The 12547-nt window shown below is 75.8% G+C and carries 12 protein-coding genes and 1 tRNA gene; 10 read left to right on the forward strand and 3 right to left on the reverse strand.

Going from position 1 to position 12547, the window contains the following annotated elements; translation table 11 throughout:
* Positions 1-222 precede the first annotated feature (222 nt).
* The 9 genes from M0638_RS18745 to lpxK all read left to right on the forward strand — a co-directional run bounded on the left by M0638_RS18745 (position 223) and on the right by lpxK (position 9574).
* Positions 223-714: a 3-hydroxyacyl-ACP dehydratase FabZ family protein gene (locus M0638_RS18745; RefSeq protein ID WP_248668534.1), complete on the forward strand. Its 492-nt coding sequence runs from the start codon at positions 223-225 to the stop codon at positions 712-714.
* A 3-nt stretch (positions 715-717) separates the two neighbouring features.
* Entirely contained in the window at positions 718-1947 is a 1230-nt protein-coding gene (locus M0638_RS18750; protein WP_248668535.1) for a beta-ketoacyl-ACP synthase, read from the forward strand.
* The gene (locus M0638_RS18755) at positions 1944-3218 is read left to right on the forward strand and encodes a beta-ketoacyl-ACP synthase (RefSeq protein ID WP_248668536.1); all 1275 of its coding nucleotides are present in this window, start codon (positions 1944-1946) and stop codon (positions 3216-3218) included. The genes M0638_RS18750 and M0638_RS18755 overlap by 4 nt, the downstream gene beginning before the upstream one ends.
* Positions 3215-3997, forward strand: coding sequence for an SDR family oxidoreductase (locus M0638_RS18760; RefSeq protein ID WP_248668537.1), 783 nt, complete (start codon positions 3215-3217; stop codon positions 3995-3997). Before M0638_RS18755 ends, M0638_RS18760 begins: the two co-directional genes overlap by 4 nt.
* A 32-nt stretch (positions 3998-4029) precedes the next feature.
* Positions 4030-5052, forward strand: coding sequence for a zinc-binding dehydrogenase (locus tag M0638_RS18765; RefSeq protein ID WP_248668538.1), 1023 nt, complete (start codon positions 4030-4032; stop codon positions 5050-5052).
* Between the two features lie 5 nt (positions 5053-5057).
* On the forward strand, positions 5058-5981 hold the full coding sequence (locus M0638_RS18770; protein WP_248668539.1) for a lipid A biosynthesis lauroyl acyltransferase: 924 nt from the start codon (positions 5058-5060) through the stop codon (positions 5979-5981).
* A gap of 313 nt (positions 5982-6294) precedes the next feature.
* A complete protein-coding gene (locus tag M0638_RS18775; protein ID WP_248668540.1) occupies positions 6295-7020 on the forward strand; it encodes a lysophospholipid acyltransferase family protein in 726 nt (241 codons plus the stop codon).
* Between the two features lie 242 nt (positions 7021-7262).
* Positions 7263-8564 carry a 3-deoxy-D-manno-octulosonic acid transferase gene (locus M0638_RS18780; RefSeq protein ID WP_248668541.1) on the forward strand — a complete coding sequence of 434 codons (1302 nt, stop codon included), beginning with the start codon at positions 7263-7265 and terminating at the stop codon, positions 8562-8564.
* Positions 8565-8584: 20 nt separating this feature from the next.
* Entirely contained in the window at positions 8585-9574 is a 990-nt protein-coding gene (gene lpxK / locus M0638_RS18785; protein ID WP_248668542.1) for a tetraacyldisaccharide 4'-kinase, read from the forward strand.
* A 356-nt stretch (positions 9575-9930) separates the two neighbouring features.
* On the opposite strand, the gene otsB is transcribed toward lpxK, so the two are convergent.
* Together otsB and M0638_RS18795 are read right to left on the reverse strand one after the other, a co-directional pair.
* On the reverse strand, positions 9931-10656 hold the full coding sequence (otsB, locus tag M0638_RS18790; protein WP_248668543.1) for a trehalose-phosphatase: 726 nt from the start codon (positions 10654-10656) through the stop codon (positions 9931-9933).
* Positions 10657-10743: 87 nt separating this feature from the next.
* Positions 10744-10947 (reverse strand): hypothetical protein, encoded by a 204-nt coding sequence (locus tag M0638_RS18795; protein ID WP_248668544.1) that lies wholly within the window; start codon positions 10945-10947, stop codon positions 10744-10746.
* Positions 10948-11357: 410 nt separating this feature from the next.
* Between M0638_RS18795 and M0638_RS18800 the strand changes: the two genes are divergently transcribed.
* Positions 11358-11438, forward strand: a tRNA-Leu gene (locus M0638_RS18800).
* A 66-nt stretch (positions 11439-11504) separates the two neighbouring features.
* Here M0638_RS18800 and lpxD read toward each other — a convergent pair.
* Positions 11505-12530, reverse strand: coding sequence for a UDP-3-O-(3-hydroxymyristoyl)glucosamine N-acyltransferase (lpxD, locus tag M0638_RS18805; protein WP_248668545.1), 1026 nt, complete (start codon positions 12528-12530; stop codon positions 11505-11507).
* Positions 12531-12547: the final 17 nt, after the last annotated feature.

A 12547-nucleotide genomic window follows, 5' to 3' on the forward strand; every position in this document is an offset into this window, starting at 1 on the left:
CCGGGGAGGGCGGAGCCCTCCCCGCTGACGAAACGGGGTTCGGGAGGGCGGAGTCCTCCCCGCCGACGAAACGGGGTCCGGCGCCGGCCCAGCCCCCGCCGGCTTGCCAAGCCCCCCGCTTCGCGCCAAAGACGCCGCGCGGGTCCGGCGCCGTCCGTGCCGCCTCCCTGACCCGGCCTGCGGGGGGCTACCCTCCGTTCCCACCGAGTCCCAGGGCATCGCATGCGCCTCGAATACTTCCAGATGATCGACCGCGTGCTGTCGCTCGACGGCACGCGGCTGGTGGCCGAGGCGCACGTGCCCGACACCAGCACGGTGTTCGAGGGCCACTTCCCCGGCCATCCGCTGATGCCCGGCGTGCTGCTGGTCGAGACCATGGCGCAGGCTTCCGGCTACCTGCTGCTCGGGCTGAACGGCTTCGCCCGCATGCCCTTCCTGGCGGCGGTGAAGGAGGCGAAGCTGCGCGGCTTCGTGCCGCCCGGCGCCGCCCTGACGGTGGAGGCCGAGCTGGTCCACGACGGTTCCGGCTACGCCATGACCGCGGGCCGGATCAGCGTGGACGGCAGGCGGGTCTGCGACTCCGAGCTGACCTTCAAGACGCTGCCCTTCCCGGCGCCCGAGCTGGAGGCGGCGATGCGTGCCCAGGCGGCGCGGATCGGCCTGCCGGTGGGCGGGCAGCCGGTGGGCGGGCAGCCGGCGGGGCAGGGGGGCTGAACCATGCGCGACGTCTGGATCACCGGCATCGGCCTCGTCACCTCGCTGGGCGAGGGGGCGGAGGCGCACCGGGCGGCACTCGGCGCCGGCACGCCGTCGCTCGACGAGGCCGGCTTCGCGCCCTTTCCGGTCCACCCCGCCCCCGCGCTCGACCTCGACCGGCAGATCCCGAAGAAGGGCGACCAGCGGCAGATGGAGCCCTGGCAGCGCCTCGGCACCTACGCGGCCGGCCTCGCCATCGACGCGGCCGGCGCGCGCGACCCGGCGCTGCTCGCCCGCACCCACCTCGTGGTCGCGGCCGGCGGCGGCGAGCGCGACATCGCGCTGGACGAGGCGGTGGGCGCGGAGCTTGCCGGCCTGCCGGCCGAGGCGGCCGGGCGGCTGCTGAACGAGCGCCTGGCCACCGGCCTGCGCCCCACCCTGTTCCTGGCCCAGCTCTCCAACCTGCTCGCCGGCAACATCTCCATCGTGCACGGCGTGATCGGCTCCTCGCGCACCTTCATGGGCGAGGAGAGCGCGGCCGCCGACGCGGTGCGCATCGCCCGCGCCCGCATCGCCGAGGGGCGGGGCGACATCGCCCTGGCCGGCGGCGCCTTCGTGGCCTCGCGCTGGGACCTGCTGCTGCTGTACCGGCCCGGCGGCGGGCTGTGGGAAGGCCCCTGGCAGCCGCTCTCCGGGCGCGCCGAGGGGGGCCGCCCGGCCATGGTGCTCGGCACCGCCGCCGCCTTCCTGGTGCTGGAGGCGGCGGAGCACGCAAAGGCGCGTGGCGCGAAGGGACTGGCCCGGCTGACCGATGTCGTCTCCGGCGCGGCGCGCCGCCGCGGCGGCGGCGGCGAGATCGCGCAATCGGCGCGGGCGCTGGCGGCGCGGCTGGAGCCGGCGCTCGGCGCCGGCCCGCTCGGCATCCTCTCCGGCGAGAGCGGCGCGCAGCCCGCGACGGCGGAGGAGGAGGAATTCCTCGCCAGCCTCGCCGCCCCCCACATCCCGTCGCGCGCGGTGGCGATCCGCCGCACCGCCGGGCTGCTCGGCCATTCGGTGGAGGCGGCCTTCCCGGCCAACATCGCCCTGGGCGCGCTCGCCCTCTCGCACGGCGCCTTCCCGCCGTCGCTCGATCCCGCCGACACGGGCGAGGCCGGCCCGGTGGACCAGATCCTGGTGACGGGCATCGGCCAGTGGCGCGGCGAGGCGCTGGCCCTGCTCGACCGCATCCCCGAGTCGGAGAACGCCCGATGAGCGACGCCGACACCGACCATCTCGGCCGGCCGCTGGTCGCCGTCACCGGCCTCGGCATCGTCACCCCGCTGGGCTGGGGCGTGGCCGACAACTGGGCGGCGCTGACCGCCGGGCGCTCCGGCATCCGCCGCATCCGGCGCTTCCCGACGGAGCATCTCAGGACCACCATCGCCGGCACGGTGGACCTGCCGAACGAGGCGCCGGGCGACGTCGTCTCGGCGCCGCAGCGCGTCGAGACCATGGCCGCCTTCGCCATGGAGGAGGCGCTCTCCCAGGCCGGGATCGGCGCGAAGGGACACTTCCCGGGGCCGCTCTTCCTCGGCATGCCGCCGGTCGAATTCGAGTGGCCGCAGCGCCTGGACCTGACCCGCGCCGCCGGGGCGGCGCCCGGCTATGGCGGCATCGTCGCCGCCGCGCGCGGCCGGGTCGATCTCTACGAGACCTTCCTGTTCGGCGGCGTCGGCGAGCGCCTGGCGGACCGCTTCGGCACCGAGGGCGCGCCGATCTCGCTGACCACGGCCTGCGCCACCGGCGCCTCCGCGATCCAGCTCGCCGTCGAGGCGATCCAGCGCGGCGAGGCAACGGCGGCGATCGCGGTCGGCGCGGACGGCTCGGTGAACCCGGAGGCGCTGATCCGCTTCTCGCTGCTCTCGGCCCTCTCCACGCGCAACGACGCGCCCGAGGCGGCCTCGCGCCCCTTCGAGAAGTCGCGCGACGGCTTCGTGATGGCCGAAGGCGCCGGCGCGCTGGTGCTGGAGAGCCTGGCCGCGGCGCGGGCGCGTGGCGCGCGGGTGCTCGGCCTGCTGCTCGGCTGCGGCGAGCGGGCGGACAGCTTCCACCGCACCCGCTCCAACCCGGATGGCGGCGCCATCATCGGCGCGATGCGCAACGCGCTGGCCGATGCGGGGCTGGCGCCGTCCGACATCGGCTACGTCAACGCGCACGGCACCGGCACGCCCGAGAACGACAAGATGGAGACGCTGGGCATGCGCGCCGTGTTCGGCGAGGCGGCGCCGCCCATCTCCTCCAACAAGTCGATGATCGGCCACACGCTTTCCGCGGCCGGCGCGGTGGAGGCGGTGTTCTCGCTGCTGACCATCCGCGAGGGCCGGCTGCCGCCGACCATCAATTACGAGGTGCCGGACCCGGCGATCACGCTGGACGTGGTGCCGAACGTCGCGCGCGACGCCTCGGTGCGCCACGTGCTGTCCTCCTCCTTCGGCTTCGGCGGGCAGAATGTCTGCCTCGTGCTCGGGGCGCCGCCCGCTTGAGCGCGAGGGGCGTGACGGGCGCGGCGCTGGTGATCGGCGGCGGCCGCGGCATCGGCGCCGCCACGGTGCGGGCGCTGGCCGCGGCCGGCCACGACGTCACCTTCACCGTGCGCAGCGCCGAGGCGGAGGCGGCGGCGCTGCTGGATGAGCTGCGCGCCGCCCGTCCCGGAGGCCGCTTTGCCGCGCTGCCGCTCGACCTTGCCGATCCGGCCGCCGTGGACGCCTTCGCCGAGGCGTTGGAAACGCACGGGCCGGAAGGAGCGGGGCCGTTCGCCGCGCTGGTCCACGTCGCCGGCGGCACCTACGACGCGCTGGCGCCGGTGATGGACCCGGCCCGCGCCGCCGCCGTGATGCAGGTCAACACCTGGTCCTTCACCCGCCTCGCCGCCGCCGCCGTGCGGCCGATGCTGCGGGCGCGGCACGGGCGCATCGTCGCGGTCGGCTCCGTCACCGCCGCGCGCAGCAACCGCGGCAACGCCGCCTACATCGCCAGCAAGGCGGCGCTGGAGGCCTATTGCCGCACGCTGGCCATCGAGGTGGCCGGCAAGGGCGTCACCGTGAACACGGTGGCCCCGGGCTATGTCGACACGGCGATGATGGCCCCCTATGCCGGGCACCGCGACGCGCTGGAGAAGGGCATCCCCGCCGGCCGCTTCGCGCAGCCGGCCGACATCGCCGCCGTGATCGCCTTCCTCGTCTCGCCGGAAGCCGGCTACGTCACCGGCGCCACCATCCCCGTCGATGGCGGGTTGTCCGCCGCGCTGCCTTCGCTGCGCTGACGCGCCGACCCGCCCCACACAGGCCCTCCCGCATGCGCGCCCTGCAACTCCTCGCCGACCGCGACCTCCGCCTCGTCGACCTGCCCGAGCCGCCGCCGCCCGGCCCCGGCGAGGTGCGGCTGCGCCTGCGCGCCATGGCGCTGAACCACATCGACGTCTGGGGCTGGCGCGGCATGGCCTTCGCCAAGCGGCAGATGCCGCTGGTGGTGGGCGCCGAGGCGGTGGGCGAGGTGGCGGCGGTGGGCGAGGGCGTCTCCCGCTGGAAGGTGGGCGACCGCGTCGCGCCCTACGGCGCGCTGACCTGCGGCCACTGCCGCCGCTGCCGCGCGAGGCAGGACAATCTCTGCGAGAACGTGGCCGGCGTGATGGGCTTCCACGTCGACGGCTTCGCGCGCGAGTTCTGCAACATGCCCGAGCGCCTGCTGGTCGCGGTGCCGGACGGCATCGCCTGGAACGACGCGGCCTGCGGCCCAATCACCTTCTCCACCGTCGAGCACATGCTGTTCGACAACGCGAAGCTCGAACCGGGCGAGACGGTGCTGGTGCACGCCGCCGGCTCGGGCATCGGCACCGTCGCGGTGAAGGTGGCCAAGGCGCTCGGCTGCACCGTGATCGCGACCGCGGGCGACGACGAGAAGTGCGCCAGGGCGAAGGCACTCGGCGCCGACCACGTGGTGAACTACAACACGCAGAACTTCCCGACGGTCGCGCGCCGCGTCACCGGCAAGGTGGGCGTGGACGTGGTGTTCGAGCATGTCGGCGCCGCCACCTGGGCCGGCAGCCTGCTCTCGCTGCGCATGGGCGGGCGGCTGGTCACCTGCGGCTCCACCTCCGGCGTCTCGGCCGAGACCAACCTGATGATGCTGTTCCAGCGCCAGCTCCGCATCCTCGGCTCCTTCGGCGCGCCGATGCGCGCGATCGCCGACGGCTACCAGCGCATGGCGACCGGCATCCTGCCGGTGATCGACACGGTGGTGCCGATGGCGGACTTCGCCGTCGGGCTGGAGCGGCTGGAATCGCGCCGGGTGTTCGGCAAGATCGTGGTCACGCTCTGAGCGGCATGGCGCGGATCGGGCGGCGTCTGCGTCGCGGTCTGAACGGCCTCGGCGAATGGGTGGTGGCGCGGCTGGTGCGCGCCGCCTTCGCGCTGGTGCGCGTGCTGGGGCCGGACCGCGCGGCCGATCTCGGCGGCTTCGTGGCGCGTACCTTCGGCCCGCTGCTGCCGGTGAACCGCGTCGGGCTCGACAACATCCGCCAGGCCTTCCCGTCGCTGCCCGACATCGAGCACCGGCGCATCCTGCGCGAGGCCTGGGACAATCTCGGGCGCACCGCCTGCGAGTACGTCCACATGGACCGCATCTGGGACTTCGACCCGGCGCATCCGGACCCGGGCGGCCGCATCCAGGTCCCGGCCGAAAGCGTCGCCCGCTTCGAGGCGCTGCGCGACGACGGCAAGCCGGCGCTGGTCTTCGCCGCGCACCTGGCCAACTGGGAGCTGCCCGCGGTGGTGGCGCCGAAGCACGGCATGCCCTCGGCGGTGCTGTACCGCACGCCCAACAACCGCACCGTCGCGGCCGACATCCTGGCGCTGCGGCGGGACCTGATGGGCACGCTGGTGCCGGCCGGTCTGATGGCCCCGGCGCGGCTGCTGGCGGCGCTGGAGGCGGGCAGCCATGTCGGCATGCTGGTGGACCAGCGCTTCGGGCGCGGGCCGCGCCTGCCCTTCCTGGGCCGCCCGGCCTCCTGCAACCCGCTGCTGGCCCAGCTCGCCCGGCGCTTCGACTGCCCGGTGCACGGCGCGCGCGCGATCCGCCTGCCGGGCAACCGCTTCCGGCTGGAGGTGACCGAGGCGGTGGAACTGCCGCGCGACGCGGAAGGCAGGATCGACGTGGAGGCGGCGACCGCGACGATCAACCGCATCGTCGAGGGCTGGGTACGCGAGCATCCGGGGCAGTGGCTCTGGATGCACCGGCGCTGGCGGTAGGGAGGCGGGGGCGCCGGGGCGTTACCTCGGTCCCGGTAGGGAGGCATCGCCTTCCGCACCCTTCGCCGGGGGACGAGGTCTCCCTGGAACCCCCGTTCCGGGCGTGCCGGACCGGCCGCCGCGACAACCCGGGGCCGGCAGACGAGGAGCGGTGCAGGACGGCTTCGCCTCGCTGCCGGATGGGGTCCCGGAGGGGAGCAGGGGGCATCGGGGAAAGCGTCGCCTTTCCCGCTGCCCTGGTCTCCCGCGACAACCCCTCCCGATTCCACCCCCGACGTGCTAGGGGCGGTTCCAACATCATGCAAAAGCCCCCATGCTGAAGCGGCTGCTTCGTCACCCCACCACGCAGGCGGCACTGGCGCGGACGCTCGGCTCCTATCTCGCCTTCGTCTATCGCACCACGCGCTGGACGCTGGAGGGGGGCGAGCACATCCGCCCCTTCATGGCCGAGGGCCGGCCGATCATCGCCGCCTTCTGGCACGAATCCCTGCCGATGATGCCCCTGGTCTGGCGCTTCGGGCGCCAGACGGCGCCGCAGGGCCCCGCCGCGCGCGGCGAGCGGCAGGCGCACGTGCTGGTCTCGCGCCACCGCGACGGGCGACTGATCGGCGACATCGTCTCGCGCTTCGACCTGGTGATGGTGCACGCCTCCTCCTCCAGGGGCGGCACCACGGCGCTGCGCGTGCTGGCGCGGCTGCTGGCGAAGGGCGACGCGGTGGCGATCACGCCGGACGGGCCGCGCGGCCCGCGGCGGCAGGCGGCGCCGGGCGTCGCGCAGCTCGCCGCCTTCACCGGCGTGCCGGTGCTGCCCTGCGCCGGCGCCAGCACGCGGCTGCGGCGGCTCGGCTCCTGGGACCGCATGGCGCTGCCGCTGCCCTTCGGGCGCGGCGTGATCCACCTCGGCCCGCCGATCGCGGTGCCGCGCGACGGCGCCGCGACGGCGCTGCCGGCCATCGTCGCCGGGCTGAACGCGGCCTGCGACGCCGCCGAGGCCTGGGCGGCGGCACGCGGCGGCGCACCCGTCGAGGTGCCGGCTTGAACGCGTTGCCGTCCGGCCGGCCGATCCGCGAGGCGCAGGATGCGGCGTCGACGGAACGTCCGGGCGCGGCCCCGCCCGGCGCCGCGCCGGGTGCCGCCCGGCACGTCTCCCGGCGCCTTCCCGACGCATCCGGCCCCCCTCCCGACCACGCCCCCCCTGGTCATGCCGCCCCTGGGCATACCCACGGCCAAGCCACGGGCCGCGGCCCGGGCGAGTGGCGGCCCGCCGGGGCGGGCGGGGGGATGCCGGCCGCGCTGTGGCGGGTCGCGGCGAGCGCGGCACGGCCGTTGCTGCCCCTCTACCTCCGACGCCGGGTCCGGCTCGGCAAGGAGGTCGCCGCGCGGCTGGCGGAGCGGCGCGGGGAGGGGGCCGAGCGGCTGCCAGGCCGGCTGCTCTGGCTGCACGCGGCCAGCATCGGCGAGACCCTGTCGATCCTGCCGCTGATCACGGCGCTGGCCCGCCGCGCGCCCGGTCTCGGCCTGCTGGTCACCACCGGCACCGTCACCGCGGCCGAGCTTCTGGCGCAGCGCCTGCCGCCGGCGCTGGCGGGCCGCGTGCGGCACCGCTTCGTGCCGCTCGACGTGCCCGCCTGGACGGCGCGCTTCCTCGACGGCTGGCGGCCGGACGCCGCGCTGTTCGTCGAATCCGAGCTGTGGCCGAACCTGATCGCCGAGGCGCGGCGGCGCGGCATCCCGCTCGGGCTGGTGAACGCCCGCATGTCGGCGGGCTCGGCCCGCTGGTGGCGCCGGGCACCGGGCTTCGCGGCCTCGGTGGTGGGCGGCTTCCGGCTGGTGCTGGCGCAGTCGGCGGCGGATGCGGCGCGGCTCGCCTCGGTCGGCGCGCCCTCGCCCGCCTGCTGGGGCAACCTGAAATTCGCCGCCGACGCCCTGCCGGCCGACGAATCGGCGCTGGCCGCGCTGCGCGACGCCTTCGGCGGCCGGCCGGTGCTGCTCGGCGCCAGCACGCATCCGGGCGAGGAGGAGGTGCTGCTGGCGGCCCACCGCCGGCTGGCGGCCAGCCTGCCGGATCTGCTGACCGTGCTGGTGCCGCGCCACCCCGCGCGCGGCGCCGTGATCGCCGAGGCCTGCGACCTGCCGCTGGCGCGGCGCAGCCTCGGCGCGCTGCCCGCTCCGGGCCATGCCGTCTACCTCGCCGACACGCTGGGCGAGCTCGGCCTGTTCTACCGCCTCGCCGGCGTCGCGCTGGTGGGCGGGGCGCTGGTGCCGGTGGGCGGGCACAACCCGCTGGAGCCGGCCCGCCTCGGCTGTCCGATCCTGCTCGGCCCGCACACCGAGAACTGCGCCGAGCCGGCCGAGCGCCTGCTCGCGGCGGGCGGCGCCATCCGGGTGGACGGCCCGGCGGCGCTGGCCGAGGCGGCGCTCGCCGTGCTAACGAATCCCGACCGGGCGGGCCGCATGGCCGAGGCGGCCGCCGCGATCGCCGCCGACCAGGCCGGCCTGCCGGACCGGATCGCCCGGGCTGTGCTGGACCTTCTGCCTTCCCATCCCGCCGCGCCGGACCGGGCCGTGGCCGGGAGCACCTGACGAGGATCGACGGAAGACTGATGCGCGCCCCCGCGTTCTGGGCGGAAGGCGGCGGGGGAATCTTGCCCCTGCTCCTGACCCCCGCCTCCCGGATCTATGCCTGCGCCACCGCGCGGCGCATGCGCAAGCCCGGCTGGCAGGCGCCGGTGCCGGTGATCTGCTGCGGCAACGCCTCGGCGGGCGGCGCCGGCAAGACCACCGTGGCGCTCGACATCGGCCGCCGCCTCGCCAACCGCGGCGTCGCGGTGCACTTCCTGCTGCGCGGCTACGGCGGGAAGCTGCGCGGGCCGGTGCGGGTCGACCCGGCGGTGCACGACAGCCGCGCCGTCGGCGACGAGGCGCTGCTGCTCGCCGCCGAGCGCCCGACCTGGGTCGCCGCCGAGCGCGACGCCGGCGCCCGCGCCGCGATCGCAGCCGGGGCGCAGGCCATCGTCATGGATGACGGGCTGCAGAACCCGACGCTGCGCAAGGACCTCTCCCTGCTGGTGGTGGACGGCACCTACGGCTTCGGCAACGGCCGCGTGATCCCGGCCGGGCCGCTGCGCGAGCCGGTGGCCGAGGCCGCCGCGCGCGCCCAGGCGGCGGTGGTGATCGGCGAGGACACGGCCGACGTCGCCTCGCAGCTTCCCGCCGGGATGCGCACCCTGCGCGCGCGCCTCGCGCCGGGGCCGGAGGCGGCGCTGCTGGCCGGACAGCCGGTCTTCGCCTTCTGCGGCATCGCGGTGCCGCGCAAGTTCTTCGCCACGCTGTCCGAGGCGGGCGCGGTGCTGGCCGGGCGCGTCACCTACGCCGACCACTACCCCTACGACCCCGGGGACCTGCGCGACCTGCTGGCCCAGGCCGAGGCGCTGCGCGCGACGCCGGTGACCACGCGCAAGGACTTCGTGCGCATCCCCCCCGCCTTCCGCAGCCGCGTGACCGTGGTCACGGTGAAGCTGGAATGGGAGGAGCCGGCGGGGATCGAGATGCTGCTGGAGCCGCTCGCGAGCCGGGTGCCGGTGCCGGCCTGAGCGCCGCCCCGCGGCGGGCGGCGCCCGGCCCGGATCATGCCGCGGCGGTCGCGGCAGGGCGGGCCGGACACCGCGTTCAGGATCACCAGCGCCTCGATGTGCCCGGACGCCCCGGGCCATTTCGCCATGGCGACGATGGTGGCGTTGCCGCCCATGCGGCGGCTGTGGTGGCGTTGCCGCCCATGCGGCGGCTATGGAGGCCCGTGCGCATCTTCCCCAGGACCGATGCGCGCGGGCATGGCGGGCCGAGCCGACGACGTCGCGGCATTCCAGCAGGCCGAGGCCGCCGATCCCGCCATTGCCCTCGCCGCTGCGGCCGCGATCGCGCGGGTCGTGGGTCAGGATGTTGTCCCGCCCTACCCGTGCCCCGCCAGCGCCCGGTCCGCCGCGGCCAGCCAGCCGCGCAGCCCGTCCGGGTCGCCGAACACGTCCTGCAGCTTCCAGCCATGCCCGCCATGCGCCACGGCGACGGCCATGCCGGCCTCGTCGGTCACGTCGTCGCCGACGAAGACCGGCGTGCGGCCGAGGAAGGGCGCGCGCGCCAGCAGCGCGGTGACGGCGGTGGCCTTGGAGATGCCGGCCGGCTTCACCTCCCACGCCATGCGCGCCTCCAGCAGCGCGAAGCGGTCCGGCGCGGTGGCGACCAGGGCGGAGAGCAGGTCCAGGGCGGCGGGGCCGGCTTCCGGCGCCAGCCGGTAGTGGATGACGAAGCCGTGCTCCTTGTCCTCGACCAGCGTGCCGGGATGGGCGGCGGCGAAGTCGTCGGCGGCCTGGCGCCATTCGGCCGGCGGCACCGGCAGGGGCGGCGACTCCACCGGGGCGCCGGGGGCGAGGCGCAGCGTGCCGCCATGGTCGCCGGCCTTCACCACCGGGATCGGCAGGAAGTGGTCGAGGTCCCGCAACGGCCGGCCGCTGACGATGGCGAGCGCCCCGTCGAGCCGCGCCGAGAGCCGCTCCAGCAGCGCCGGCAGGTCGGGGGGGACCCGGACGGAGTCGGGGGTGGGCGCGATCTCGACGAGGGTGCCGTCGAAATCCAGGAGCAGGGCGGCCCGCTCTGGCAGGGCCGGGATCAGTGCGGTCATGGTGCAGGTGAACCCGTGTTGCGCCGCGGGACCATCCCGCTCACGCGTTGTTGCGGCGCGTGGCCCGACGGGCGGCCGACGGGCCGCTCAGCCCGCGCCCCGCTCGCGCTCGAAGCGCCAGAGCGCCATGCCCGGCGGCATCACGCCCACCACCAGCCAGTGCAGCAGCGCCACGCCATGGCTCATCCACCCGAAATGCCAGAGCACGACGAAGACGAGCTGGCAGAGCAGCAGCCAGGCGGTCGAGACCAGCAGGGCGGGCAGCAGCGCCCGGTCCGGATTGTTCCACATGCCGGTTCCGGCTCCATCCTCGGTTGCGGCGCCGGGTCGATGCCCGGCCGTCGACCCGGCAGATACACGAGATGGTGCACCGCAGTACACAGGATCGGGAGCAGCCCCGGGCCGACCCGGCGCAGGTTCAGGCCGGGTGTACTCACCCGCCGACTCGGAAAATGCGAGGAACCAGAAGGCTGGAGCCGTTCCGGCCCGATGCGGTCAGGCCGGAACGGCTCCAGCGTCATCCGCAGCGTCATCCGCGCGCGACGCGGCGACGACATGGCGCCGCAGCCGCGCGCGGCCGGTCGGACGGCCCGGTGGACGGGTCCGCCGGGCCGGTGCTGGACCGGGCGGCGGGCGCGGTCTAAGCAGGGCGCCGCCCCTCCGGATGCGCTCCTCCGGAGGCGACCAGGCCCCTGTGCCAGGCCCCCGTGGCGGAACGGTAGACGCGGCGGACTCAAAATCCGCGGCCGCAAGGCGTGGGAGTTCGAGTCTCCCCGGGGGCATATGACCAGGGGCATATGGCCAGGGGCGTATGGCGGGCATGCGCCGGTGCCGGCCGGTCCCGCCGCTCAGCCTGCCGTCCGGCGTCCGGCCAGCCGCTTCAGCAGCGCGACCTGCCGGAAGAACGCCCCCGCCGGCTGCGCCGGGCTACCGATCACCGCCGTGCCCGCCGGGATGTCGGCGATCACGCCGGCCTGCGCGCCGATCCGCGCCCCGCGCCCGACCTTCAGGTGCCCGGCCATGCCGGCCTGGCCGCCGACCTGCACGAAATCCTCCAGCGTGGTCGAGCCCGAGATCGCGACGTGCGAGACCAGCACGCAGCAGCGGCCGATCCGCACGTTGTGGCCGATCTGCACCTGGTTATCGAGGCGGCTGCCGGCGCCGATCACCGTGTCCCGCGCCGAGCCGCGGTCGATCGTGGTGTTGGCTCCCACCTCCACGTCATCGCCGACCACCACCAGGCCGAGCTGCGGCACCGCCAGGAAGCCGGTCGGGGTGGTGGCGAAGCCGAAGCCCTCCTGCCCAATTCGCGCGCCCGGCTTGACGTGGACGCGCGCGCCGAGGGTCGCGTGGCTGATGCTGACGCCGGCGCCGAGCCGGCAGTCGGCGCCGATCGACACCGAGTCGCCGATCGCCACCCCGGCGCCGAGGCGGCAGCCGGCGCCGATCGCGGCGCCGGCGCCGATCAGGCAGAACGGCCCGATCTCGGCGCCGGGATCGACCCGCGCGCCTTCCAGCACCACGGCGGAGGGATGGATGCCGGGGCGGGCCGGCGCCGGCGGGTGGAACAGCGCGGCGACCCGGGCCCAGCCCGCATAGGGGTTCTCGGTCGCGATTCCCACCGTGCCCGGCGGCACGCGGCAGAGCATGGCGGGGCTGACGATCACCGCGCCGGCCCGCGTCGCCGCCAGCGCCTCGATGTAGCGGGGGTTGTCGAGAAAGCTCACTTCCGTGGGACCGGCGCTGCCGAGCGGCGCGACGCCGGTCAGCAGCATTTCCCCGGCCGACGGTTCGCCGCCCGCGGCGCGCGCGACCTCGGCGAGGGAGTACGGGCCGCTGCGCGCGAAGAAGCGGGGATCTCCGGCCATGGTCATGGCCGTGCCGGGCCGAT

It is taken from the genome of Roseomonas acroporae, from assembly GCF_023223525.1.
Lineage (GTDB): Bacteria > Pseudomonadota > Alphaproteobacteria > Acetobacterales > Acetobacteraceae > Roseomonas_E > Roseomonas_E acroporae.

Excerpts from the sequence above, each read along its gene's own strand:
- M0638_RS18780 (WP_248668541.1), top strand. The coding sequence starts at position 7,263 with ATGCCGGCCGCGCTGTGGCGGGTCGCGGCGAGCGCGGCACGGCCGTTG.
- M0638_RS18750 (WP_248668535.1), top strand. The coding sequence starts at position 718 with ATGCGCGACGTCTGGATCACCGGCATCGGCCTCGTCACCTCGCTGGGC.
- M0638_RS18765 (WP_248668538.1), top strand. The coding sequence starts at position 4,030 with ATGCGCGCCCTGCAACTCCTCGCCGACCGCGACCTCCGCCTCGTCGAC.
- lpxD (WP_248668545.1), bottom strand. The coding sequence starts at position 12,530 with ATGACCATGGCCGGAGATCCCCGCTTCTTCGCGCGCAGCGGCCCGTAC.
- M0638_RS18745 (WP_248668534.1), top strand. The coding sequence starts at position 223 with ATGCGCCTCGAATACTTCCAGATGATCGACCGCGTGCTGTCGCTCGAC.
- M0638_RS18795 (WP_248668544.1), bottom strand. The coding sequence starts at position 10,947 with ATGTGGAACAATCCGGACCGGGCGCTGCTGCCCGCCCTGCTGGTCTCG.
- otsB (WP_248668543.1), bottom strand. The coding sequence starts at position 10,656 with ATGACCGCACTGATCCCGGCCCTGCCAGAGCGGGCCGCCCTGCTCCTG.
- lpxK (WP_248668542.1), top strand. The coding sequence starts at position 8,585 with ATGCGCGCCCCCGCGTTCTGGGCGGAAGGCGGCGGGGGAATCTTGCCC.
- M0638_RS18755 (WP_248668536.1), top strand. The coding sequence starts at position 1,944 with ATGAGCGACGCCGACACCGACCATCTCGGCCGGCCGCTGGTCGCCGTC.
- M0638_RS18770 (WP_248668539.1), top strand. The coding sequence starts at position 5,058 with ATGGCGCGGATCGGGCGGCGTCTGCGTCGCGGTCTGAACGGCCTCGGC.
- M0638_RS18775 (WP_248668540.1), top strand. The coding sequence starts at position 6,295 with ATGCTGAAGCGGCTGCTTCGTCACCCCACCACGCAGGCGGCACTGGCG.